Origin of the sequence: Dickeya undicola, from assembly GCF_000784735.1 — a bacterium.
Classification (GTDB): domain Bacteria; phylum Pseudomonadota; class Gammaproteobacteria; order Enterobacterales; family Enterobacteriaceae; genus Dickeya; species Dickeya undicola.
Map to the genome: position 1 here is coordinate 20840 of NZ_JSYG01000003.1, position 24855 is coordinate 45694.

Below are 24855 nucleotides of genomic sequence, written 5' to 3' on the forward strand. Positions count from 1 at the left end.
GCGGTAGAAAAAACAAAACCGGCCCTTGGACCGGTTTTGGAGTTTATCGCAAGGATTACGCCAGGCGCTGTTTGGCGTCGGCGATGGCGCGCGCGACCTGTTGCGGCGACACCCCACCCTGCGCGGCACGCTTTTCCAGACAGGACTGCAATGACAGCACCGGATACACATCGTCCTCGATCACGGCGCTGAATTGTTTGAGATCTGTTAGTGACAACGCTTCCAGCGCTTTGCCCTGACGAATCGCCTCCACCACCGCTTCACCGACGATGTGGTGCGCTTCACGGAACGGTACACCTTTGGCGACCAGATAGTCGGCCAGTTCGGTAGCGTTGGCGTAGCCCTGCTGCGCCGCTTCCTGACAACGCGGACGTTTCACCTGAATGCCTTCCAGCACCAGCGCCGCCATCATCAGGCTGTCGTGCCAGGTGTCCAGTGCGTCGAACAGCCCTTCCTTGTCTTCCTGCATATCTTTGTTGTACGCCAGCGGCAGGCCTTTCAGCGTCACCAGCATACCGGCCAGCGCGCCCTGCACCCGTCCGCATTTACCGCGGATCAGCTCCAGCGCGTCCGGGTTCTTTTTCTGCGGCATCAGCGAAGAGCCGGAGGTAACACGGTCAGACAGCTCAACAAACGCCGCTTCGCCGCTGTTAAAGAAGATCAAATCTTCGGCGAAGCGCGACAGATGCACCATGCCAATGGAAGCGTCAGACAGCAGTTCCAGCACGTGATCGCGATCGGATACCGTATCCAGGCTGTTGCGCGTCGCCGAGGCGAAGCCCAGCCAACCGGCCAGTTGTTCGCGATCGATAGGATAGGCAGTGCCTGCCAGCGCGCCGCAACCCAGCGGGCTCACGTCCAGACGCTTGAGCGTATCCTCAAGACGACTCTCGTCACGCGCGAGCATTTCATGATAAGCCAGACACCAATGGGCGAAGGTTACCGGCTGCGCGCGCTGCAAATGGGTATACCCCGGCATCACCGCGTCCTGATTAGCCTCGGCGGTAGCGACCAGCGCAGCTCGCAGATGACGGATCGCCTGCGCCAGTTCGCTCACCTGCGCTTTGCACCACAGCTTTAGGTCGGTAGCCACCTGATCGTTACGGCTGCGTCCGGTGTGCAGTTTCTTGCCCAAATCGCCGACTTTCTCGATCAGTTTCTGCTCCACCCAGCTGTGGATGTCTTCCGCGTCGCTTTGCAGGATAGCCTCGGGATCCGCCTGCACCTCTTTCAGCAGTGCATTGAGCGCCTGTTCCAGTTGCTGCTGCTCCTGAGCGGTCAGCACATTCACTGTCACCAGTGCCTTGGACCAGCCAATGGATCCGATGATGTCCTGCTCTGCCAGACGGTAATCAAACCGCAGTGAATCGTTGAACTGTTTAAAACGTTGATCTGCCGCCTGCGTGAACCGTCCGCCCCACAAAGCCATAACTACACTCCCGGTCTGTCTGATAAAGGTGGGCCGATTCCTGTCCGACCCGCCATTGAACTGCACCTCTCTCTCCGGCGGCTGCCGCCGGGAGAAAACGTGATTAATGCTCGCGTCTTACGCCAGAATACGGGTGCCGATAGACACACCGTTGAACAACGCAGGCAACTGCTCGGCGTGACGCCAGCTGGCGATATCTACCGGACGCCCCAGCGCACGCGCCGCGTCCAGCGCCGCATTAACCTTGACGATCATGCCGTCGGTAATAATGCCTTGCGCGATCAGTTCTTCCGCTTTCCCTGCGGTCATTTCCGCAATACGTTGCCCTTTGCCGTCCAGAATGCCGCTGACATCGGACAACAGGATCAGGTCTGCACCCAGCGTTTGCGCCAGCGCGGTGGCAGCCTGGTCGGCGTTGACGTTCATCAGTTCGCCGCCAGCAGTGATGCCAATGGAACTAATAACCGGCAAATAACCCGCATTCAGCAGGGTGTTGAGCAGCGCCGGAGAACCGACTTCGGCTTTACCCACGTGCCCCAATTCGTCATTCAGTTGCGTCACCACCGTGCTGCCGCCATCCGCCAGACTCAAGCCCACGGCGTTGATACCGTGACGAATCGCCCAGGCCAGCAGGGTTTTGTTGGCGGAACCGGCCAGTGCGCCAGTGATGATGTCGATCTGGTCGGCGGGCGTCACGCGTAGGCCATTCTTCTTGACCACCGGCAACGACAGTTTCTTCATCAGGTCGTCTACCAGACAGCCACCACCATGCACGATAACCAGCGGGCGCTGGTGCTGCTGACGGTAGGTCACCAGCGCGGTGAACAGGCGCTCCAGCGCCTCTTCGCTATCCAGTAATACACCACCTAATTTGATAATTAACGGATTCATCGGTCTTTGCGCCTCAGGATGTCATCAGAGTAAGGATTGGGTTTCAGGGAAACCGAAGCGAATGTTCATGCACTGCACCGCTTGCGCTGCTGCGCCTTTGAGCAGGTTATCTTCGGTGGCGACCACGATCAGGTGCTCATCCTGCACCACAAAGCCGATGTCGCAGAACGGCAGACCAACCACCGATTTCAGCGCCGGTACGCCTTTCTCATACAACCGCACCAGCGGTTTGTCGTGATAGGCGTTGTAGTAGGCTTCTGCCACGTCCTGCGCGGTAACGCCCGGTTGCAGGCGGCAGGTGATGGTCGCCAGAATGCCGCGCGGGAAATTGCCCAGATGCGGGGTAAAAATCACCGGAATGCCGAGATGAGTGGCGATTTCCGGATGATGGCGATGATTGAAAATGCCGTATGGTTGCAGGCTGACTTCACAGAAGCTGTTGGTCATACTTGCTTTACGGCCAGCGCCGCTGACGCCGCTGGTGGCGTCGATCACCGGCCACTGGTTCGGGTTCAGCAAGCCACCTTCCACCAGCGGTTTCAATGCCAGTTGAGAGGCTGTCGGGTAGCAACCCGGCACGGCGACTAGCTGCGCCTGCTTGATGCGGTCCGCCTGCCACTCCGCCAGGCCATACACCGCTTGCGCCAGCCAGTCAGTGTGCTGGTGCTCGAAGCCGTAGTAACGGGTGTAGAATTCGGGGTCTTGCACGCGAAACGCGCCGGAAAGGTCAAACACAGTGCAACCGGCTTTCAGGAACTGTGGTGCCAGATCGTGGCTCACCTTGTGGTCGGTGGCCAGAAACACCACATCCACACCTTTGGCGGCCTCAGCCACGTCGGTCAGCGGCTGCACCGGCAAGTCAATAATGCCTTTAAGCTGGGGATGCAGGTCGGAAATGCGTTTTCCCGCATCAACACTTTGCGCGGAAACCGCCAAAGCGGTTATGTTCATCTGCGGGTGACGGTTCAGGTACAAGGCCAGTTCAGCGCCAGTATAGCCACTTGCACCAACGATCAACGTATTCAGCATGAGTTCGGTATACCTTTATTGCCAGATAGGTGGAACAGGGAGCAGGCTCATCAGCGCAGCCACGCCGTTCACCCACAAAAGCCAGAAGAAACGATTATGCGACAATCTCGTATCGACGCACAGCTTATGATTTCATTTCGCCTGGCATTATTGTATTTTTATTCACAATAAATGCATGAATATTGATACTATCCTAACCCAGAGGCTGTCAACAGTGAAGATGAATTTACCCCCTTTTATGGAGCTGTACCGGGCATTGATCGCCACCCCGTCCATCAGCGCCACCGAGCGCGCCCTGGACCAAAGTAATGAAACCTTAATCAACCTGCTGGCAGGATGGTTTAGCGATCTGGGTTTTCATGTCGATGTACAGCCGGTGCCCGGCACCTTTAATAAATTCAATCTGCTGGCCCGTCTGGGCGAAGGCAGCGGCGGGCTACTGCTGGCCGGTCATACCGACACCGTGCCGTTCGACGACGGCCGCTGGACACGCGACCCGTTCACCCTGACCGAACACGACAATAAGCTCTACGGGCTCGGCACCGCCGACATGAAAGGCTTTTTCGCCTTTATTCTTGATGCGCTGCGCGATGTGGATGCCAGTAAGCTGACCAAGCCGCTGTACATTCTGGCGACCGCAGATGAAGAAACAACGATGGCGGGTGCTAAATATTTCTCTGAATCAACCGGCATTCGCCCGGACTGCGCCATTATCGGCGAGCCGACATCATTGCAACCGGTACGCGCCCATAAAGGCCACATGTCGAACGTAGTACGTATTCAGGGCCAGTCCGGCCACTCCAGTGACCCGTCGCGCGGCGTTAACGCCATCGAACTGATGCACGAAGCCATTTCCGAGCTGATGGTGCTGCGTAAAACGCTACAGGAGCGCTATCACAACCCGGCGTTCCACATCCCATATCCGACCATGAACTTTGGTCACATTCATGGTGGTGATGCCGCCAACCGCATCTGTGCCTGCTGCGACCTGCACATGGATATCCGCCCACTGCCGGGTATGACGCTGAGCGATCTCAACGGCCTGATGAGCGACGCGCTGGCACCGGTCAGCGAACGCTGGCCTGGCCGTCTCACCATCAGCGAACTGCACCCGCCGATTCCGGGTTACGAGTGCCCGGCAGACCACCAACTGGCGCAGGTGGTGGAAAAACTGGTGGGGCAGCCGACCGATGTGGTGAATTACTGCACCGAAGCCCCGTTCATTCAGGAACTGTGCCCGACGCTGGTGCTTGGCCCCGGCTCCATTAATCAGGCGCATCAGCCAGATGAATTTATCGATATGTCATTCATCAAGCCAACCCGCACGCTGATTACCCAGTTGGTGCATCATTTTTGTCAGCACTGATTGACGTGCATTGCCCGGCCATTTGCGCCGGGCACTCGCGTATCTTTTATACCTTTCCCTAATCGCTGCCCTTGCTTTCCCCGCCGCCATAAGATAAGTGTCACTTATCAGCAAGCTTTTGTAATTAAATTTCACAAATTGCCTTTGCACCGGTTAAACAGGTACAACAGTAGGGATTACAGGACGTTCATTGACGAACAATGGCGAACGTGGCTAGATAACAGACAGTAACCACATAATTTATGTGTGTAATAAATTTACAAAATCAATGAGGTGGGTCAGGGTAACTATGAACGAACAATATTCCGCGATGCGGAGCAATGTCAGTATGTTAGGTAAACTACTTGGCGACACCATCAAGGATGCGCTAGGTGCCAATATCCTTGAACGTGTTGAAACCATCCGTAAGCTGTCCAAAGCCTCGCGTGCCGGTAGCGAAAAACACCGTCAGGAACTGCTGACCACACTGCAGAACCTGTCCAATGAGGAACTGCTGCCGGTCGCCCGCGCGTTCAGCCAGTTCCTTAACCTGACCAATACCGCCGAGCAGTACCACAGCATTTCTCCACACGGCGAAGCCGCTGGCAATCCAGAAGCGCTGGCAACCGTGTTCCGCAACCTGAAAAGCCGCGATAACCTGAGCGACAAGGATATCCGTGAGGCGGTGGAATCGCTCTCCATCGAGCTGGTGCTGACGGCACACCCGACTGAAATCACCCGCCGCACGTTAATCCACAAGCTGGTCGAAGTGAATACCTGCTTAAAGCAGCTCGACCACGATGACCTGGCCGACTATGAGCGCCACCAAATTATGCGCCGCCTGCGCCAGTTGATCGCCCAGTACTGGCATACCGATGAAATTCGTAAAATCCGTCCAACCCCGGTGGACGAAGCCAAGTGGGGCTTCGCGGTAGTGGAAAATAGCCTATGGGAAGGGGTGCCCGCATTTCTGCGTGAACTCGACGAACAGATGGATAAAGAGTTGGGCTATCGTCTGCCGGTAGATTCGGTGCCGGTGCGTTTCACCTCCTGGATGGGCGGTGACCGCGACGGCAACCCGAACGTGACCGCTGAAGTGACCCGCCGCGTACTGCTGCTAAGCCGCTGGAAAGCGGCCGACCTATTCCTGCGCGACGTGCAGGTACTGGTGTCCGAACTGTCAATGACCACCTGTACGCCAGAACTGCAACAACTGGCTGGCGGTGACGAGGTGCAGGAACCCTACCGCGAGCTGATGAAAACGCTGCGAGCGCAATTGACCGCCACCCTAGACTATCTGGACGCCCGCCTGAAAGGGGAGCAACGGGTGCCGCCCAAAGATTTACTGGTCACCAATGAGCAGCTGTGGGAACCGCTGTACGCCTGCTACCAGTCGTTACACGCTTGTGGCATGGGCATCATCGCCGACGGTCAACTACTCAATACGCTGCGCCGTGTGCGCTGCTTCGGCGTGCCGTTGGTGCGTATTGATGTTCGCCAGGAAAGCACCCGTCACACCGACGCGCTGGCGGAAATTACCCGCTATCTGGGGTTGGGAGACTATGAAAGTTGGTCGGAATCCGACAAGCAGGCATTCCTGATCCGCGAGCTTAATTCCAAACGCCCGCTGTTGCCGCGTCAGTGGGAACCGAGCGCCGACACGCAGGAAGTGCTGGAAACCTGCCGGGTGATCGCCGAAACCCCGCGCGACTCCATCGCCGCCTACGTGATTTCAATGGCGCGCACACCGTCCGACGTGTTGGCAGTACATCTGCTGCTGAAAGAAGCGGGCTGCCCGTATGCGCTGCCGGTGGCACCGCTGTTCGAAACGCTGGACGACCTGAATAATGCAGACAGTGTGATGACCCAGTTACTCAACATCGACTGGTATCGCGGCTTCATTCAGGGCAAACAGATGGTGATGATCGGCTACTCCGACTCCGCGAAAGACGCCGGGGTGATGGCCGCCTCCTGGGCGCAGTACCGCGCGCAAGACGCGTTGATCAAAACCTGTGAGAAATACGGTATCGCGCTGACGCTGTTCCACGGTCGTGGCGGCTCCATCGGCCGCGGTGGCGCACCGGCTCATGCCGCGCTGCTCTCCCAGCCGCCGGGGAGCCTGAAAGGCGGCCTGCGCGTCACCGAACAGGGCGAGATGATCCGCTTCAAATTCGGCCTGCCAGAAGTGACCATCAGCAGCCTGTCGCTCTACACGTCGGCCATTCTGGAAGCCAACCTGCTGCCGCCGCCGGAACCGAAGCAGGAATGGCATCACATCATGAACGAGCTGTCGCGCATTTCCTGCGACATGTACCGCGGCTACGTGCGGGAAAACCCGGACTTCGTGCCCTACTTCCGCGCCGCCACGCCGGAACTGGAACTGGGTAAACTGCCGCTGGGGTCACGCCCGGCTAAACGCCGACCGAACGGCGGCGTGGAAAGTCTGCGCGCCATCCCGTGGATTTTCGCCTGGACCCAGAACCGCCTGATGCTCCCAGCCTGGTTAGGTGCAGGGGCCGCGCTGCAAAAAGTGATCGACGACGGTCACCAGAACCAGTTGGAAGCCATGTGCCGCGACTGGCCGTTCTTCTCCACCCGTATCGGTATGCTGGAAATGGTGTTCGCCAAGGCCGACCTGTGGCTGGCGGAGTACTACGATCAACGGCTGGTGGAAGAGAAACTGTGGTCGCTCGGCAAACAACTGCGTGAGCAGTTAGAAAGAGACATCAAGGCGGTACTGACCATCTCCAACGACGACCACCTGATGGCTGACCTGCCGTGGATTGCCGAATCCATCGCGCTGCGCAACGTCTATACCGACCCGCTCAACGTGTTGCAGGCGGAACTGTTACACCGTTCGCGTCAGCTAAACACACCGGACCCGCAGGTGGAACAGGCGCTGATGGTCACCATCGCCGGTGTCGCCGCCGGGATGCGTAATACTGGCTAGTCGCTCAGCAACACAAACCGGGAGCCATGGCTCCCGGTTTGTTACTGTTACCACTCAAAACCGGTGATCGCTTACGACCTCACGCCAGATACTTCACCCGCAATGCCTCCCGCGCTGGCGCATCTAACCCGTACTCCTGCGCCAGCCAGCTATCCACGGAGCCATGCTTCTCGCGGATGGTGTGCAGCGCGGTGACCAGAAACTCTTCGCGGGCAGAGAGCACAAAATCAAAGCGTTTCAGCGCCTTTTCGCTCAGGCTCGACGCGAGATCTTCCAGCAACTGGCGACGGAACGGAATCAGGGTAGATTCGGTGACCAGATAATCTTCCATCACCGTTTGTTCATCCGCACCCAGCGCGAACAGCACCAGCGCAGAACCAATACCGGTACGATCCTTGCCCACCGCGCAATGTTGCACCAACGCGCCATCATCAGGCTGGCGCAGCAACGCCACCAAATGCTGATAAGCCGGATTGCCAAACGGCAGGCGACGGTACAGTTCCAGCATAAAGGCACGAGAGTCGAACGCTTCGAGTTTTTCCGAACCCAGCGTTTCCAGGCTGGCGGTCACTTCATGCCGTAGCGGATTGGCGGGAACCTGATGATAACGGGCACCGGACCACAACCTGTCAGGCCGCAGCGAGGCTTCATCCTGATCACGATAGTCCACCACGTGCGCTACCGGCACGCTGGCGAGATGGTCGGTATCACGTTCGCTCAGCATGTCCAGTGCCCCGGAGCGAAACAGCCTGCCGCGCCGGACTTGCCGCCCGTCCGCCACGCGGATCCCCCCCAAATCACGAAAATTGACACCACCGTCAAGTGGAAGCAACGAGGGATGCAGTAATGAGGTTAACGTCATATTTTTCCCTGTAGTTATCAAATGTGAGTTATCAATGTGGGTTATCAAAAGGTCGCTATCAAGGAACCATCATTGATGCGGAATGCTGCGGGTTAAACCCGCATCGAGCGACAGAAGCTGACCCGTATTATCAGACCTGAGAATTAAATTAGCATGAAGATGGGTAAGCAGATGCACCCTGTGTGGGGAATCACCGAGGAAACTGAAAAAAGCGGTACGAAAGTTCGACCCTATCGTACCGCTCGCACCGAACCTCTCGTCCGGCGATGGAATCACATTCAAGCGCTCAGCAGTTTGCGAGCCGCCGACAGCACCACGTTGACGGACGCGTGTTCCGCTTTCTGCATCGTCGCCGCATCGGGGATTTCCTGCTGGGTACGATTGACGATAACACCCGCCACCATCCCAGCTCGCAGCCCTTGACTGGCGCACATGGTCAACAGCGTGGCGGACTCCATTTCATAGTTCAGCACGCCCATGCCTTGCCATTCCGCCATCGACCCCTGGAAACGGCGCACTACACGGCCGGAATAGGTGTCGTAGCGTTCCTGCCCTGGATAGAAGGTATCCGAGGAAGCCGTAACACCGACATGCAACGTCGCTCCCGCTTCACGCGCCGCTTCCGCCAATGCAGAAGTACAGGCGAAATCTGCCACCGCCGGGAATTCCAGTGGCGCAAAGTGCAGGCTGGCACCGTCCAGACGAACCGCCGCCGTGGTCACCAACACATCACCTACCGCAATGTGTGGCTGAATAGCACCGGTAGTACCGACACGCAGAAACGTGCGTATCCCCAGTTGCGCCAGCTCTTCTACCGCAATCGACGTAGACGGACCGCCAATACCGGTGGAACAAACTATCACTGGCTTGCCCGCCAGTTCCGCACGCCAGGAGGTGAACTCCCGATGCGATGCCAGAAACACCGGGTTCTCCATCAGCCGGGCGATTTTCTCCACCCGAGCCGGATCACCGGGCACAATCGCCAATGTGGCACCTTGTAAATCCTGTTTTGTTAAACCGAGATGAAATACATCGGACATAAACGCCTCCAGACAACGGTCAGGTACGGAACGATCTTAGCGCACAAATTGTGTTCTTTAAGTGAGATAGGTCGCTCATTGCAAAGTAACGAACATCTATTTACATAGATATTGTGATTTTAATCACATTTTATACTGTAATCACCCGACGACATGCCGCACCGATTGCCACATTCGAACATCTGACTTAGCAATACATTACTTAGCAATGCGCGACAAAGTTTCTACACTTGCTTAACGCGGGTGCAGCATTGTCCCGCTGGCAGATTTCAGTCTTGATAAAGGAAAGGTAATGAAAACCGACGAGCTACTGACACTCAGGGAAACCACACGGGCCTTCTCGCCAGCCGTCATGCCGCTGGCCTCCTCCGCGATAACGACCGACACTACCGGGCTGATTGCCGGCGAAACCACCATTCCGTCACAAGGTGATGATCTACCAGCCTATCTCGCCAGACCAGAACACGCCGACGGCCCACTGCCGATCGTGCTGGTAGTGCAGGAAATCTTTGGCGTACACGAACATATTCGTGATGTTTGCCGACGACTGGCGAAACAAGGCTATCTGGCGATCGCGCCGGAACTCTATTTCCGACAGGGTGACCCGCAACAGTACAGCGACATTCCCACACTGCTGAGCGAACTGGTCAGCAAGGTGCCGGATAATCAGGTGCTGTCGGATCTCGACCATACCGCGCATTGGGCGGTGCGTCAGGGCGGGGACGCCAAGCGTCTGGCTATTACCGGATTCTGCTGGGGCGGCCGCATCAGTTGGCTGTATGCCGCACACAACCCGCAGTTAAAAGCCGCCGTCGCCTGGTATGGCAAGCTGGTCGCCGCAAAAACGCTGACTTCGCCTCAACATCCAGTGGACGTGGCGAAAGACCTGAGCGCACCAGTGCTGGGCCTGTACGGCGGGCAGGATAACGGCATTCCGCTGGAGCAGGTGGAAACCATGCGTCAGGCGCTGCGAGCGGTCAATGCCGATGCCGAGATCGTGGTCTACCCGGAAGCGGATCACGCCTTCCATGCCGATTACCGCGCAACTTACCACGAAGCCTCAGCCAAAGACGGTTGGCAACGCATGTTGGAGTGGTTTGCGCGCTACGGCGTGGTGTAACTCAGAAGTAAACCGCAACAAATGTAAAAAGGGAGACGCTATCGTCTCCCTTATCCTGTCTGGCGGTGATGCGGAACGTCTCAGCCCTGAGTGTCACGTTCTGTGGTTCACGTGCGTCCTGTCATCCTTTGCGCCATTCCCCATCACCGTTTTCGGCTCACTTATTCAGCAGTCTCACGCAGACGCTTCGCTGCCTGCACCATGTTCGCCAGCGACTGGCGGGTTTCCGGCCAGCCACGGGTTTTCAGGCCGCAGTCCGGGTTCACCCACAGACGCTCGGACGGAATACGCTGAGCCGCTTTGCGCAGCAGCGCTTCAATCCACTCTACGCTCGGTACGTTCGGCGAGTGAATGTCGTACACGCCTGGGCCGATTTCATTCGGGTACTCGAACTCTTCGAACGATTCCAGCAGCTCCATATCGGAACGCGAGGTTTCGATGGTGATCACGTCTGCATCCAGTGCGGCAATGGAATCCATGATGTCGTTGAATTCGCAGTAGCACATGTGGGTGTGAATCTGGGTATCGTCTTTCGCTACCGCCGCATTCAGGCGGAACGCATCGACCGCCCACTCCAGATACGCCGCCCAGTCGGAGCGGTGCAGCGGCAAGCCTTCACGCAGCGCCGGTTCGTCAATCTGGATGATGCCGATACCCGCCTGTTCCAGATCCGCCACTTCGTCGCGCAGCGCCAGTGCAATTTGCTTGGCGATGGTTTCACGGGTGACGTCTTCACGCGGGAAGGACCAGCACAGAATCGTGACCGGACCCGTCAGCATCCCTTTCACCGGCTTGCTGGTCAGCGACTGGGCATATTTCGCCCACTCGACCGTGATCGGCTCTGGGCGGCTGATGTCGCCAATCACCACCGGCGGTTTCACACAACGGGAACCGTAGCTCTGTACCCAGCCGTTCTGGGTGAACACGAAACCGTCCAGGTGCTCGCCGAAATACTCCACCATGTCGTTACGTTCAGCTTCACCGTGCACCAATACGTCCAGTTCCAGACGTTCCTGTTCCACAATCGCCTGTTTGATGTGCTCGGCGATACCGATACGGTAGTTCTGACCGTCCAGACGCCCTTGTTTGAAGTCCAGACGCAGGCTACGGATTTCGGTGGTCTGCGGGAACGAGCCGATAGTGGTGGTCGGCCAGGATGGCAGGTTGAAACGCGCACGCTGTGCGTCGGCGCGAACCGGGTACGGGTTCTGGCGCAGACTGTCCTGGGCGGTAATTGCCGCCAGACGCTTCGCCACCGCTGGGTTGTTAACGCGAGTAGAGGTACGACGGGCACGGATCGGTGCGCTGTAAGCCACCAGTTCGTCACCGTTACCGCTGTTGAGCGCGCGAGTCAGCAGCGCCAGTTCCTGACACTTCTGAATCGCAAAGGCGAACCAACTTTTCACTTCCTCATCCAGACGGGTTTCAACGCTGAGATCGATCGGGCTGTGCAGCAAGGAGCAGGAACTGCCCAGCCACAGGGTACGTTTACCCAGCAACGGTTGCAGGCGTTCGAACCAGCTCGCCAGATCGGCACGCCACACGTTACGGCCGTTGATCACGCCCAGCGACAGTACCCAGTCAGCTGGCAGCTGCGCGTTCAGCGCTGCGGCGTCGTCTTTGCCGTGCACCAGATCGACATGCAGACCTTGTACTGGCAGCGCGTTGATCACGTCCAGATTCTGGCCGATGCTGTCGAAATAGGTGGTCAGCAGCAGTTTCACCTGCCCTTGCAGCGCATCGTAAGCCGGTTTAAACGCGGCTTTCCATTCGGCGTCCAGCTCCAGCGCCAGTAGCGGCTCGTCAATCTGCACCCACTCGATGCCGCGTTTAGCCAATTCTGCCAGCACCTGCTGGTACACCGGCAACACCGCGTTCAGCAGATCCAGACGGTTGAAGGCTTCCCCTTTGACTTTACCCAGCCACAGGTAGGTCACCGGACCCAGCAGCACCGGTTTCACCTTGTGGCCCAGCGCCAGTGCTTCGTCCACTTCATCCAGCAGTTGCGTCCAGGTCAGCTTGAACTGTTGGCCTTTGGTGAATTCCGGCACCATGTAGTGATAGTTGGTGTTGAACCATTTGGTCATTTCAGCCGCAGCGGCAGGCTCACCGGTCGGTGCGCGGCCACGGCCGATACGAAACAGGGTATCCAGATCGACGGAGCCATCCGCGTTCTGGTGACGGGCAGGTACGTTCCCCAGCAGCAGGCTGGTGGTCAGCACATGGTCGTACCAGGCAAAATCGCCCACTGGCAGCAATTCCACGCCAGCGTCTTTCTGCTGTTGCCAGTGACGGGCGCGCAACTCACGGCCCACGGTCAGCAGCGCTTCCTGCGTGCTGTTCCCTGCCCAATAGCTTTCCTGTGCTTTTTTCAGTTCACGACGCAGACCGACGCGCGGAAAACCGAGAGTGTGATTTAAAATTGCCATGCTTAAATTCCCATTTAGCCGTCCAGATGTTTACACATCCATAATCCGCAGGTAGTGTAGTAAGTACAAGCGCAATTTATTCACTGTCACTGTGAAGGACTCTCATGATCGAACTTAAACACTTACGGACGCTGCAGGCACTGCGCAACACAGGATCGTTAGCCGCCGCCGCCGCACAACTCCATCAGACGCAATCCGCCCTGTCGCATCAGTTTAGCGATCTGGAACAACGGCTGGGGTTCCGCTTGTTCGTCCGTAAGAGCCAGCCGCTGCGCTTTACGCCACAGGGGGACATTCTGCTACAGCTAGCCGAACAGATCCTGCCGCAAATTCAGCAGGCGCTGCAGGCGTGTAACCAGCCGCATCAGACCACCTTGCGGCTGGCGATCGAGTGCCACAGTTGTATTCAATGGCTGACACCAGCGCTGGAGAACTTCCACCAAAGCTGGCCGCAAGTGGTGATGGATTTTAAATCCGGCGTCACTTTCGACCCACAGCCAGCACTGCAACAAGGCGAGCTGGACCTAGTGATGACCTCCGACATTCTGCCTCGCAGTGGCCTGCACTACTCGCCGATGTTCGACTTTGAAGTGCGGCTGGTGCTGTCGCCGGATCATCCGCTGGCCGCCAAAGCCGTGATTACGCCAGAGGATCTGGCGCAGGAAACATTGATGATTTATCCGGTGCAGCGTCAACGGTTGGATGTATGGCGACACTTTCTGCAACCGGCAGGGGTCAGCCCATCGCTAAAAAGCGTAGACAATACCTTGCTGTTGATCCAGATGGTGGCGGCGCGTATGGGCATCGCCGCACTGCCGCATTGGGTGGTGGAGAGTTTTGAGCGTCAGGGGTTGGTTGTCACCAAAACCCTGGGAGAAGGCTTGTGGAGCCGACTGTACGCCGCCGTGCGCGATGGCGAGCAGCGTCAGCCGGTTGTCGAAGCGTTTATTCGCTCCGCGCGCCAACATGCCTGCGAGCATCTGCCGTTTGTGCGGGACGCTTCACGACCCAACGCTGGTGCACCCACAAAGACAGCGCAATAATCGCAGAACCGATGAGAAAACTGGTCCAGTTTGGCGTTTTCTGCCAGAACGCGAAATTGACCAGCAACCCGGCCGGGACGTGAAAGTTGTTCATGATACTTAACGTACCGGCGTCCACCTGAGTCGCGCCGTAGTTCCACATGAAATAACCCAACCCCGACACCACCACGCCAAGAAACGCCAGCACCTCCCACTGCACCGGTGCGGTGGGCAGTTTGGTCAGATTGCCGAACAGCGCCCAGGCCACCAGCGTCACCAATGCAGCACCGAGATAAAACCAGGAAAAGGCGCTGTGCTGCGGCATCGGATGCACTTCCATCAGCCGCTTATACCCCACTTGCCCCACAGCAAAACAGATATTGGCCGCCTGAACCAGTAACAGTCCCCACCAGAAATGATCACTCACGCCGTGGTAGTGGATCACCGCGGCACCCAGCACAGCCAGAAAGGCGCTGAACAGGTAACCCCAGCGCAGGCGATGCCCGCTGAGCAGGTCGTAAATCAGCGTGACGTACAGCGGCGTCATCACCGAAAACAACAGAATCGTCGGCACATTGAGGTACAGGTAGCTACGGAACAGGAACAGATACATGATGCCAAGCTGGAAAACACCCACCAGCAGATACAACCCCAACACTTTGGGGGAGTAACCGCGCCAGCGCAGGAAAGGCAGAAACACCAGCGCCGCCAGTACCAGCCGAAACATAGCGGAGAACCAACTATCGACCTGACCGGCCAGGTATTCACCAATCAGGCTGAAGGAAAACGACCACAGAATCGTGGTGATGATCAATAACGGCACGGCGTCACTCACTCTATTGCTGTTAACAGGAAGAGCATTGTAGTCGAGTTACGTGGCCGTATTTTTCTCAACTTGGTTTACATAAGGATAAAATATAAACAATCAATTTATCAGAACTGCCAGCGCAGCCAGGCGAAGAACACGTTGCCATTATTGTATGTGCCGGGAATGTACGTCGCCTGAAGAGACAAGCGCTGATAACTGACCGACGCCAGAGGCAACAGCACCGGGATTGGGATGTAGTGCCAGTTATCCCGCATGGTTACCCCAGCGGTAAACCCCAACCCTAACTGGAAGTCCTGATTTTCCAGCGGCCGCCAGCGTTTTTCATAGCCATAGCCGCCAATCGGCTCCCACTTGTTAAAGGAGTCTTTAAACGCCATCAGGTACAAGCTGTGCCAGTCGCCGTCACTATCCAGCCGGGATACACCATAACCCGCCCCCCAGGGACGCTCGTTATACTTGTCGGTCTTCGCTCGGTCGTAAGTCCAACGGTTATGCCAGGTCATGACCGGCACATACAAATCCTGAGACTGCCAGTGATGCCAGGTTTCCGACAGATTATTGCTGGCGCGTTGCCAGATTCCCGGCTCAGAGCCGCTTTCAACAGCATCAGACGCCGTATTTTCGCCAGATGACGCAGCAAATGCCGGGGTAAATAACAGGGAAGACAGTGCAAAGAGGCAGGTGTGTGATGTCAATTTTAATCGCATAAGCAACATTCCCAAAAAGCAAAATCGCCAGCAACCGGCGAATCGGGTTACCTGATACCTATTTCCATGGTGTTTTATGATCCGACCACTGATATACAACGATTCTCACTGGATTAAATACAATTAACGCTGAACTACTGGGGTAATCCGGCATTTTTGAGAGACGTCCTAGCCAATATGTATAAAAAACAGCCAGAACGATAAAGAAAGAGAGGAGCCCACAGAGGCTAAGGTGAAACAATCCGGTTATCCGGTTATCCGGTTATCCGGCTTGCCGGGCAGGCAGGCCGGAAAAAATATCAAATGCCGTCGCCGTCTTCGAAACCGTGTAACGAACCGTTGAAGTACTGGTCCATATCCAGCGAGGGTTTGTCGCTTTCCGGGCGGCCAACAATTCGCGCGGGTACGCCAGCAGCCGTGGTATGTGGCGGCACCGGCTGCAATACCACTGAACCTGCGCCAATCTTGGCACCACATCCCACTTCGATGTTGCCCAAAATCTTGGCACCCGCGCCGATCATCACCCCTTCCCGAATCTTGGGATGGCGATCGCCGTTGGTCTTGCCGGTCCCCCCCAGGGTGACCGATTGCAGGATGGAAACGTCGTTTTCCACGACGGCGGTTTCACCGATCACGATACCCGTGGCATGGTCGAGCATGATGCCGCAACCGATGCGCGCGGCCGGGTGGATATCCACCCCAAATGACACTGAAATCTGGTTTTGCAGGTAAATGGCCAGCGCCTGCCGTTCCTGACGCCACAGCCAGTGACCGATACGGTAAGCCTGCAAAGCATGAAATCCTTTCAGGTAGAGCAACGGCGTCGAGTATTTATCTACCGCTGGGTCACGCAAGCGCACCGCCAGAATGTCGCGAGCGGCGGATGCAATCATCTGCGGTTCAGCGCGGTAGGCTTCTTCCACCACTTCACGGACGGCAATCGCGGGCATAATAGCGTTAGCCAATTTGTTCGCCAGCATATAGCTCAAGGCGCTGCCCAGGTTCTCATGTTTCAGCAGCGTCGCGTGAAAGAAACTGGCCAGCATCGGTTCGCATTCCGCCAAACTGCGCGCCTCTTCCTTAATGTTTTTCCAAACCAGTTCCAGCTCATCATTCGACATCGCGACACCTCTTTGAAAAACCGTCAACCCACCGCTTCACCGCTTACGACCGCACGACGCTCTACTGCACAATGCACTACCAAAATAAAACAATAACGGGCCTCCCAAGGGAAGCCCGAGCAATACCTTGCCGTCACAGGCTGGCGCTTTCGTCTTTGCGCGCCCGCCCCAACAGGCTCAACGCCGCTTCACGCGCGTCTTTACCACAATACAGCACTTGCCAGAGCTGCTCGGTGATCGGCATTTCCACACCATAGCGCTGCGACAGCGCCATCACTTCTTTGGTATTACGGTAGCCTTCCACCACCTGACCAATCTGGTTCTGGGCGCTGACTACGTCCATCCCCTGCCCCAGCATCATGCCGAAACGGCGGTTGCGTGACTGATTGTCGGTGCAGGTCAGCACCAGGTCGCCCAAGCCCGCCATGCCCATAAACGTGGTCGGGTCAGCACCCAGCGCCACGCCCAGCCGCGTCATTTCGGCCAGACCGCGGGTGATAAGCGCAGTACGCGCATTGGCACCGAACCCCATGCCGTCAGACATACCGGCTCCGATGGCGATGACGTTCTTCACTGCGCCGCCCAACTGCACCCCGATAAAATCAGGGTTGCTGTAGACGCGAAAACTTTTGCCGCAATGCAGCAGATGTTGCAAATAGTCGGAAAACGGCTGATCCGTCGATGCCAGCGCGATAGCGGTAGGCAACCCGGCGGCCAGTTCTTTGGCAAAAGTCGGGCCGGAGAGCACCGCCAGCGGAATCGTATTACCCAGCGCTTCGCGGGCGACGTCCTGCAACAGACGACCGGTTTCCGCTTCCAGCCCCTTGGTGGCCCACACCAGTCGCGCGTCCGCCCGTAGATGGGGCTTGAGCTGGCGCAGCACCTCGCCAAACACATGGCTTGGCACCACCACCAGAATGTTCTGGCTGGCGGCCAGCGCCTGTGACAAGTCCGTTTCCAGTTGCAGGGTATCCGGGAACGGCACATCGGGCAGGAACGCCTGATTGCACCGTGCAGCCTGCAACGCCTGAATATGCGCGGGGTCATGGCCCCAGAGCACCACACGGTGGCCGTTGCGAGCCACCGTGATCGCCAGCGCGGTGCCGTAAGATCCGGCACCGATCACCGTCATCGCTGCATCAGACGGGTTCATCAGGCATCCAGCGTCTGAGCGGAACCGTCCTGGCCTGCCTGCTGTTCCAGATAGTTCATGAACAGCGCGTCAAAGTTAACCGGAGCCAGGTTCAGTTGCGGGAAGGTGCCGCGAGATACCAGGCTGGTGATGCACTCGCGCGCGTACGGGAACAGCACGTTCGGGCAGTACGCGCCCAGGCAGTGAGCCAGTTGGGTGCCTTCGATACCAGCAACAGTGAAGATACCCGCCTGCTGCACTTCACACAGGAACGCGGTTTCTTCGCCGATGGTAGAGGTGACGGTCACACGCAGTACCACTTCGTACACATCGTCAGCCAGTTGGGTGGAAGCGGTATCCAGGTCCAGTTTGACTTCCGGGTTCCATTCCTGCTGGAACACCTGCGGCGCGTTCGGCGCTTCAAAAGAAATATCTTTGGTGTAGATACGCTGGATCTGGAAAGTCAGTTCGCCGTTGTTTTGTTCAGACATGTTGAATAATACCCTTTCGTTAGATTTCCTTGCGCGCTTCCCTTCGCCAGGAAGGACACGCCATAACACAAACAGACTCCCCTCTGATGGGGCGTCGCATTATTTACCGCGTACCAGCGGGAGGTTCTCGCCGCTCCAGCCCGCCAGCCCGTCTTTCAGGATCACGACACGCTCAAACCCGGCTTTGAACAGGTTCTCTGCCGACTCACGCGATGACATGCCATTAGCACACACCACAATCACCGGCTGCGCCTTATGTTTTTCCAGCTCGCTCAGGCTGCCGTTCTTGATATCGTTCGGCAACAGGTTGATGGCACCAGCGATATGTCCACGGCGGTAATCATCGCGATTACGGGTGTCTACCACCACCGCATCTTCTTTATTAATCAGTTGGATCGCTTCACCACGAGCCACTTCTTTTACCTTGGACAGTTTACTCTTCACCGTAAGCACAATGACCGCGACCAGCAGGGCAATCCAGGCCACGCTCAGAATCGGGTGTCGGCTGATGAATGGCATAATCTCTTGCATGGGGTGTAACGACTCCGAAATCAGTTAAGCAATTCAAATACAGGGTGTCTGAGTATACCTGTGCGATACCGCAATTACAGCCTGTAAGCCAACATCGCATTATGATTATGCGCGGCGGATTGCATTTATCCGCAGGATTAAGGGTCATTCACTGTCATGGATGGAAATAGAAAACCCTGACGAGACAACTGGTAAGCCGCTGTTCATCGTGGAATAATCTTTCGCCATGAGCAAAAAAGCGTTCTCTGTACCGTTGCCAACGGGTCGTGACAAACTGTTAATCCGGTGCGCCAGTGTGCTTTGTGTTGGCGTACTGCTGTTGCCATGCTCCGGCTGGAGCGATGACGGCCAACAGCAGTTGAAATCTCTGCAGCAAGACATTGCAGAGAAGGAAAAAAGCGTCCGGGAACAGCAACAACGCCGCAGCACCTTGCTTGATCAACTGAAAAAGCAGGAACAGTCGATCGCTCAGTCCACCCGCCAGCTACGAGACACCCGCGCCACCCTTGAGCGTCTGAATCAGGATGTCAGCAGCCTGAGCACCTCCATCGCCAAACTGCAAACCCAGCAAAAAACGCAGGAAACCCTGCTGGCGAAACAACTGGATGCCGCATTCCGCCAGGGTCAGCATGGTGCCCTGCAACTGATTCTCAGCAGTGAAGAAAGCCAGCGTCGCGAACGCATCCTCGCCTATTTCAATTACCTGAATCAGGCGCGAGAGCAATCCATCACCGCGTTACAGCAAACCCGTACACAGCTTGCCAGCCAGAAGCAGCAACTGGAGCAGAAACAGGTGCAGCAAAAACGCCTGCTCGGCGACCAACAGCAGCAGCAGAAAACGCTGGAACAGGCGCAGAGCGAACGCCAAAAAACACTGGGTGCACTGGAAAATGCGCTGGAAAAAGACCAGCAACAATTGACGGAGTTGCGCCAGAACGAAACCCGGTTACGCGACCAGATCGCGCGGGCGGAGCGTGAAGCCAAGGCACGAGCAGAGCGCGAAGCCCGTGAAGCCGCTCGTCTGCGCGAAAAAGAAGAGCAGGCCAAACGCAGCGGTGCCAGTTACAAACCGACCGAGCAGGAACGCTCGCTGATGGCGCGCACCGGCGGTCTGGGCCAGCCGAACGGCCAGTACGTGTGGCCGGTACGCGGCCGCACGCTGCACCGCTTTGGCGAACCGTTGCAGGGTGAGTTGCGCTGGAAAGGGCTGGTGATCGGCGCATCCGAAGGCACCGAGGTACACGCCATCGCCGACGGCACCGTACTGATGGCCGACTGGCTACAAGGTTACGGTCAGGTGGTGGTGATAGAGCACGGCAAGGGCGACATGAGCCTGTATGGTTACAACCAGAGCGCACTGGTTTCGGTCGGTGCGCAGGTGAAAGCCGGTCAGCCGATAGCATTGGTCGGCACTAGCGGTGGGCAGAATCAGCCCGCCCTCTATTTTGAAATTCGACGTCAGGGACAGGCGGTCAACCCCTTACCCTGGCTAGGAAGGTAGGTTTGCGTCCATTTATTTCCCGCTTGCTGGCTATCACCGGCATGACACTCACCGGCACACTGTTGGCGCTTCCCGTCTGGGCAGGCAAGCTGGCGCTGGTGATCGATGATTTTGGCTACCGCCCACATAACGAGAATCAGGTGCTGGCGATGCCCACCGCCATTTCCGTAGCCGTGTTGCCTAATGCGCCTTACGCCCGCGAAATGGCAACCAAGGCCCATGCACAAGGCAGAGAAGTGTTGATCCATCTGCCGATGGCACCGATGAGCAAGCAGCCGCTGGAGCGGGATACGCTGCGCCCGGATATGAGCAGCGAAGAAATTGCGCGCATCCTGCGTGATGCGGTCAACAAGGTGCCTTACGCCGTCGGGCTAAACAACCATATGGGGAGCGCCATGACCGCCAGTCTGCCAGGAATGCAGAAGGTGATGCAGGCGATGACGGCCTACCATCTCTATTTCCTCGACAGCATGACCATCGGCAGCAGTCAGGCCAGCCGGGCGGCGGCAGGCACCGATATCAAAGTGCTCAAACGCAAGGTCTTCCTGGACGACACCCAGAACGTTGCCGACATTCGGCGTCAGTTCAGCCGGGCGGTGGAGATCGCGCAACGCAGCGGGTACGCTATCGCGATCGGGCACCCTCACCCCACCACGATTCAAGTGTTGCAGCAGATGTTGCCGACATTACCAACCGATATCGTACTGGTTCGTCCCAGTCAATTGCTGAACGAACCGGAGCCACATTATACGCCGGTGCCGACGTATCTTGCTTCGCAACAGAGCACACCAACATCGAAGCGCCTGCGCCCTATTCAGGTCTGCACGTTCAAACAGCCGCCGCAGGCGATCTCTCAATCAGAGCTGTGGCGACAGCTTGGACATAATGTGGCAACCAGCCCTGCGGTCAGCTACCTGAAGCAACACTGGCAGACCTGGCTGGGATAACAAGATACGCCGCTCTCCCATTGGGCGGCGCATTACTCCCAGCTCAGCACCACCTTGCCGGACTGACCGGAGCGCATGACATCAAAGCCCTGCTGAAAATCGTCAATAGCGTAGCGATGGGTAATGATTGGCGACAAATCCAGCCCAGACTGGATCAACGCCGCCATTTTGTACCAGGTTTCAAACATCTCCCGACCATAGATACCTTTAATGACCAGCCCTTTGAAAATGATGTCGCTCCAGTCTACCGCGACCGCTTCTGGCTGAATCCCCAACATGGCGATACGACCACCGTGGTTCATCACCGATAACAACGTGCGAAAGGCAACAGGGGAACCGGACATCTCCAGCCCGACATCAAACCCTTCAGTCATACCCAGTTCCTGCATCACATCGGTCAGCGATTCCCGCGATACATTCACCGCACGGGTAACCCCCACCTGCTTCGCCAACGCCAGCCGGTAGTCATTGACGTCGGTAATCACCACATGGCGAGCGCCGACATGACGGCACACTGCCGCCGCCATCACGCCAATCGGCCCGGCCCCGCTCACCAGCACATCTTCCCCCACCAGATCAAACGCCAGCGCCGTATGTACCGCGTTGCCGAACGGATCAAAAATAGCCGCGATGTCATCAGGAATCGCCGTCGGCAAACGGAACGCGTTATACGCCGGAATCACCAGATACTCCGCAAACGCCCCTGGACGGTTGACGCCCACCCCCGAGGTGTTGCGGCACAGGTGTCGGCGACCTGCACGGCAGTTACGACAATAGCCACAAGTGATGTGCCCTTCACCCGACACTCGATCGCCAATCCGGAACCCTTCGACTTCCTGCCCTATCGCCACGATCTCACCGACATACTCATGCCCGACCACCATCGGCACTGGGATGGTTTTCTGCGACCATGCATCCCAGTTGTAGATATGTACATCGGTGCCGCAAATGGCGGTTTTGCGGATTTTGATCATCACATCGTTGTGACCCGGCTCCGGCACGGGAACATCAGTCAACCAGATGCCCGGTTCCGGGCGCAGTTTCGCCAGCGCTTTCATCCCCTTCTCCTCATCTCACGACACCCAACTGCCGACCGACCCGAATAAACGCTGCTACCGCCCGTTCAATCTGTTCCGGCGTATGCGCCGCCGACATCTGGGTACGGATGCGCGCCTGCCCGTGCGGCACTACCGGGTAGAAAAAACCGGTGACATAGATGCCTTCCTGTCGCAACGCCGCCGCAAATGCTTGTGCCAACCGGGCGTCGCCCAGCATAACGGGAATAATGGCGTGATCCGCCCCCGTGAGCGTAAACCCCGCCTCAGCCATCCGCTGACGAAACAGGCTGGCGTTCTGCCACAGACGCCGACGCAACGCTTTCCCATCCTGTAGCAGGCCCAATACCTTGATCGATGCCGACACAATCGACGGTGCCAGCGAATTGGAAAATAAGTACGGCCGGGAACGTTGACGCAGCCACGCCACCACCTCTCGCCGGGCGGCGGTATAGCCGCCGGACGCACCGCCCAGCGCTTTGCCCAGCGTGCCGGTAATAATGTCCACCCGACCCATCACCTGACAGTATTCATGGGTGCCGCGCCCCTGCTCACCGACAACCCCCACCGCGTGGGAGTCGTCCACCATCACCAGCGCATCGTACCGCTCTGCCAGATCGCAAATCCCGTGTAGATTGGCGATCACGCCATCCATCGAAAACACGCCGTCGGTGGCAATCATCAGGTTACGCGCCCCTTCCGCCCGAGCCTGTTGCAACCGAGCCTCCAGCTGATGCATATCGTTATTGTCGTAACGATAACGGCGCGCTTTTGACAGGCGAATACCGTCGATGATCGACGCATGATTGAGCGCATCGGACACAATCGCGTCGTGTTCTCCCATCAGGGTTTCGAACAACCCGCCGTTGGCGTCAAAGCAGGAGGAGTAGAGGATGGCGTCTTCCATACCGAGAAATGTCGCCAGTCGGCGTTCCAGCGTCTGGTGAATATCCTGTGTCCCACAAATAAAACGTACCGATGCCATGCCAAAGCCGTGGCTATCCAGCCCGGCTTTGGCCGCGGCGATCACCACCGGGTGATTAGCCAACCCCAGATAATTATTCGCGCAGAAATTAATCAGCTCGCCGCCGTCCGCCACCGTGATTTGCGCCTGCTGCGCCGTGGTGATCGGCTGTTCATCTTTAGACAACCCCTCGTCACGCAGCGAGGCAAGCTGGGTGGACAACTGGTGATAAAACGCATCAGGCATGGCGTGGCTCTCCTTTTCGTCCGTCATCGAAATCCCCGCCAGGCAGCGGGTAGGTCTTATGGAGGTAAAGGTAGTGGAGAAATGCGAGCCGGACTGACAACTCAGCCACAAAATGCCACAGTGGTCACGCTGGAAATGCGATGTGACTGGCAGGATGTGTCAGGAAAATCCTTACAGGATGTCTGTGATGCATCGAAATGTTATTATAGCGGCCAATAGGTGTGGAGCACGGTGCTCCACCAGCAAGATAGCAGGTAACCCCCATGATTATCGTAACTGGCGGCGCTGGTTTCATCGGCAGCAATATCGTAAAAGCGCTGAATGATGACGGGTATCGGGATATTCTGGTGGTCGACAACCTTAAGGATGGCACCAAGTTCGCCAACCTGGTCGATCTGGACATCGCCGACTACATGGATAAGGAAGATTTCATCGCCAGCATCATGGCCGGTGACGATCTGGGTGATATCGACGCCATCTTCCACGAGGGTGCCTGTTCCTCTACCACTGAGTGGGACGGCAAGTACATGATGGACAATAACTATCAGTACTCAAAGGAAGTGCTGCACTATTGTCTGGAGCGCGGTATCCCGTTCCTGTACGCCTCATCCGCCGCTACCTACGGTGGCCGCACCGACAACTTCATTGAAGACCGTCAGTACGAGCAACCACTCAACGTCTACGGCTACTCCAAATTTCTGTTCGACCAGTACGTGCGAGAAATTCTGCCGCAAGCCGACTCACAGATTTGTGGTTTCCGTTATTTCAACGTCTACGGGCCGCGCGAAAGCCACAAAGGCAGTATGGCCAGCGTAGCCTTCCACCTGAATAACCAGATCAATCAAGGTGAAAAACCCAAATTGTTCGCGGGTAGCGAAAATTTCAAACGCGACTTTATCTATGTCGGCGATGTAGCGGCAGTGAACCTGTGGTTCTGGCAGCACGGTGTATCCGGCATCTTCAACTGCGGCACTGGCCGTGCCGAATCCTTCCAGGCTGTGGCGGATGCCGTACTCGCGTATCACCAGAAAGACAGTGTGGAATACATCCCTTTCCCGGAAAAACTGAAAGGTCGCTATCAAGCCTACACACAAGCGGACCTGAGCAACCTACGTGCAGCCGGCTATGACAAGCCGTTCAAAACCGTAGCGGAAGGCGTCGCCGACTACCTGGCCTGGTTGAACCACAACGCCTGATTCGCTTTGCCGTAAGGA

General features: G+C 57.1%; 21 protein-coding genes. 7 read left to right on the plus strand and 14 right to left on the minus strand.

What is annotated here, in order from left to right:
• Positions 1-55: 55 nt before the first annotated feature.
• The 3 genes from argH to argC form a co-directional block, all read right to left on the minus strand.
• Positions 56-1429, minus strand: coding sequence for an argininosuccinate lyase (argH, locus tag OB87_RS00780; protein WP_033567549.1), 1374 nt, complete (start codon positions 1427-1429; stop codon positions 56-58).
• A gap of 117 nt (positions 1430-1546) precedes the next feature.
• Positions 1547-2320 (minus strand): acetylglutamate kinase, encoded by a 774-nt coding sequence (gene argB / locus OB87_RS00785; RefSeq protein ID WP_033567550.1) that lies wholly within the window; start codon positions 2318-2320, stop codon positions 1547-1549.
• A 24-nt stretch (positions 2321-2344) separates the two neighbouring features.
• Positions 2345-3349: an N-acetyl-gamma-glutamyl-phosphate reductase gene (gene argC / locus OB87_RS00790; RefSeq protein WP_033567551.1), complete on the minus strand. Its 1005-nt coding sequence runs from the start codon at positions 3347-3349 to the stop codon at positions 2345-2347.
• 214 nt (positions 3350-3563) lie between these two features.
• Between argC and argE the strand changes: the two genes are divergently transcribed.
• Positions 3564-4715: an acetylornithine deacetylase gene (argE, locus tag OB87_RS00795; RefSeq protein WP_033567552.1), complete on the plus strand. Its 1152-nt coding sequence runs from the start codon at positions 3564-3566 to the stop codon at positions 4713-4715.
• Positions 4716-5004: 289 nt separating this feature from the next.
• Positions 5005-7644 carry a phosphoenolpyruvate carboxylase gene (gene ppc / locus OB87_RS00800; protein ID WP_033567553.1) on the plus strand — a complete coding sequence of 880 codons (2640 nt, stop codon included), beginning with the start codon at positions 5005-5007 and terminating at the stop codon, positions 7642-7644.
• A 79-nt stretch (positions 7645-7723) separates the two neighbouring features.
• Here ppc and OB87_RS00805 read toward each other — a convergent pair whose 3' ends face one another.
• Both OB87_RS00805 and udp read right to left on the minus strand, forming a co-directional pair.
• Positions 7724-8506, minus strand: coding sequence for a tyrosine-protein phosphatase (locus OB87_RS00805; RefSeq protein ID WP_033567554.1), 783 nt, complete (start codon positions 8504-8506; stop codon positions 7724-7726).
• A 278-nt stretch (positions 8507-8784) separates the two neighbouring features.
• Complete coding sequence (udp, locus tag OB87_RS00810; protein WP_033567555.1) at positions 8785-9546, minus strand: uridine phosphorylase; 762 nt, start codon at positions 9544-9546, stop codon at positions 8785-8787.
• A 292-nt stretch (positions 9547-9838) separates the two neighbouring features.
• Here udp and OB87_RS00815 point away from each other — a divergent pair, with 292 nt between their 5' ends.
• A complete protein-coding gene (locus OB87_RS00815) occupies positions 9839-10666 on the plus strand; it encodes a dienelactone hydrolase family protein (RefSeq protein WP_033567556.1) in 828 nt (275 codons plus the stop codon).
• A gap of 161 nt (positions 10667-10827) precedes the next feature.
• Here the strand turns inward: OB87_RS00815 and metE are convergent, their stop codons facing one another.
• Positions 10828-13095, minus strand: a complete 2268-nt coding sequence (metE, locus tag OB87_RS00820) for a 5-methyltetrahydropteroyltriglutamate--homocysteine S-methyltransferase (protein WP_033567557.1) — start codon at positions 13093-13095, stop codon at positions 10828-10830.
• Between the two features lie 104 nt (positions 13096-13199).
• Here metE and metR point away from each other — a divergent pair, with 104 nt between their 5' ends.
• Positions 13200-14138 carry an HTH-type transcriptional regulator MetR gene (gene metR, locus OB87_RS00825; RefSeq protein ID WP_033567558.1) on the plus strand — a complete coding sequence of 313 codons (939 nt, stop codon included), beginning with the start codon at positions 13200-13202 and terminating at the stop codon, positions 14136-14138.
• Here the strand turns inward: metR and OB87_RS00830 are convergent.
• The 6 genes from OB87_RS00830 to OB87_RS00855 all read right to left on the minus strand — a co-directional run bounded on the left by OB87_RS00830 (position 14041) and on the right by OB87_RS00855 (position 18928).
• Positions 14041-14940, minus strand: a complete 900-nt coding sequence (locus OB87_RS00830; protein WP_033567580.1) for a carboxylate/amino acid/amine transporter — start codon at positions 14938-14940, stop codon at positions 14041-14043. The genes metR and OB87_RS00830 overlap by 98 nt on opposite strands.
• A gap of 110 nt (positions 14941-15050) precedes the next feature.
• Positions 15051-15653 carry a lipid IV(A) palmitoyltransferase PagP gene (pagP, locus tag OB87_RS00835; RefSeq protein ID WP_072025399.1) on the minus strand — a complete coding sequence of 201 codons (603 nt, stop codon included), beginning with the start codon at positions 15651-15653 and terminating at the stop codon, positions 15051-15053.
• Between the two features lie 299 nt (positions 15654-15952).
• The gene (cysE, locus tag OB87_RS00840; protein ID WP_033567560.1) at positions 15953-16774 is read right to left on the minus strand and encodes a serine O-acetyltransferase; all 822 of its coding nucleotides are present in this window, start codon (positions 16772-16774) and stop codon (positions 15953-15955) included.
• 133 nt (positions 16775-16907) lie between these two features.
• On the minus strand, positions 16908-17927 hold the full coding sequence (gpsA, locus tag OB87_RS00845; RefSeq protein WP_033567561.1) for an NAD(P)H-dependent glycerol-3-phosphate dehydrogenase: 1020 nt from the start codon (positions 17925-17927) through the stop codon (positions 16908-16910).
• Positions 17927-18397, minus strand: a complete 471-nt coding sequence (gene secB / locus OB87_RS00850) for a protein-export chaperone SecB (RefSeq protein ID WP_033567562.1) — start codon at positions 18395-18397, stop codon at positions 17927-17929. Before secB ends, gpsA begins: the two co-directional genes overlap by 1 nt.
• A 99-nt stretch (positions 18398-18496) precedes the next feature.
• Positions 18497-18928, minus strand: a complete 432-nt coding sequence (locus tag OB87_RS00855; protein ID WP_033567563.1) for a rhodanese-like domain-containing protein — start codon at positions 18926-18928, stop codon at positions 18497-18499.
• A 226-nt stretch (positions 18929-19154) separates the two neighbouring features.
• Here OB87_RS00855 and envC point away from each other — a divergent pair, with 226 nt between their 5' ends.
• Both envC and OB87_RS00865 read left to right on the plus strand, forming a co-directional pair.
• A complete protein-coding gene (envC, locus tag OB87_RS00860; RefSeq protein ID WP_033567564.1) occupies positions 19155-20429 on the plus strand; it encodes a murein hydrolase activator EnvC in 1275 nt (424 codons plus the stop codon).
• Between the two features lie 41 nt (positions 20430-20470).
• Positions 20471-21376, plus strand: a complete 906-nt coding sequence (locus tag OB87_RS00865) for a divergent polysaccharide deacetylase family protein (RefSeq protein ID WP_050515598.1) — start codon at positions 20471-20473, stop codon at positions 21374-21376.
• 32 nt (positions 21377-21408) lie between these two features.
• On the opposite strand, the gene tdh is transcribed toward OB87_RS00865, so the two are convergent.
• Positions 21409-22434: an L-threonine 3-dehydrogenase gene (tdh, locus tag OB87_RS00870; RefSeq protein ID WP_033567565.1), complete on the minus strand. Its 1026-nt coding sequence runs from the start codon at positions 22432-22434 to the stop codon at positions 21409-21411.
• Between the two features lie 10 nt (positions 22435-22444).
• Positions 22445-23641, minus strand: coding sequence for a glycine C-acetyltransferase (locus tag OB87_RS00875; protein ID WP_033567566.1), 1197 nt, complete (start codon positions 23639-23641; stop codon positions 22445-22447).
• Between the two features lie 263 nt (positions 23642-23904).
• Between OB87_RS00875 and rfaD the strand changes: the two genes are divergently transcribed.
• A complete protein-coding gene (gene rfaD, locus OB87_RS00880) occupies positions 23905-24837 on the plus strand; it encodes an ADP-glyceromanno-heptose 6-epimerase (protein WP_033567567.1) in 933 nt (310 codons plus the stop codon).
• The last annotated feature ends 18 nt before the right edge of the window (positions 24838-24855 follow it).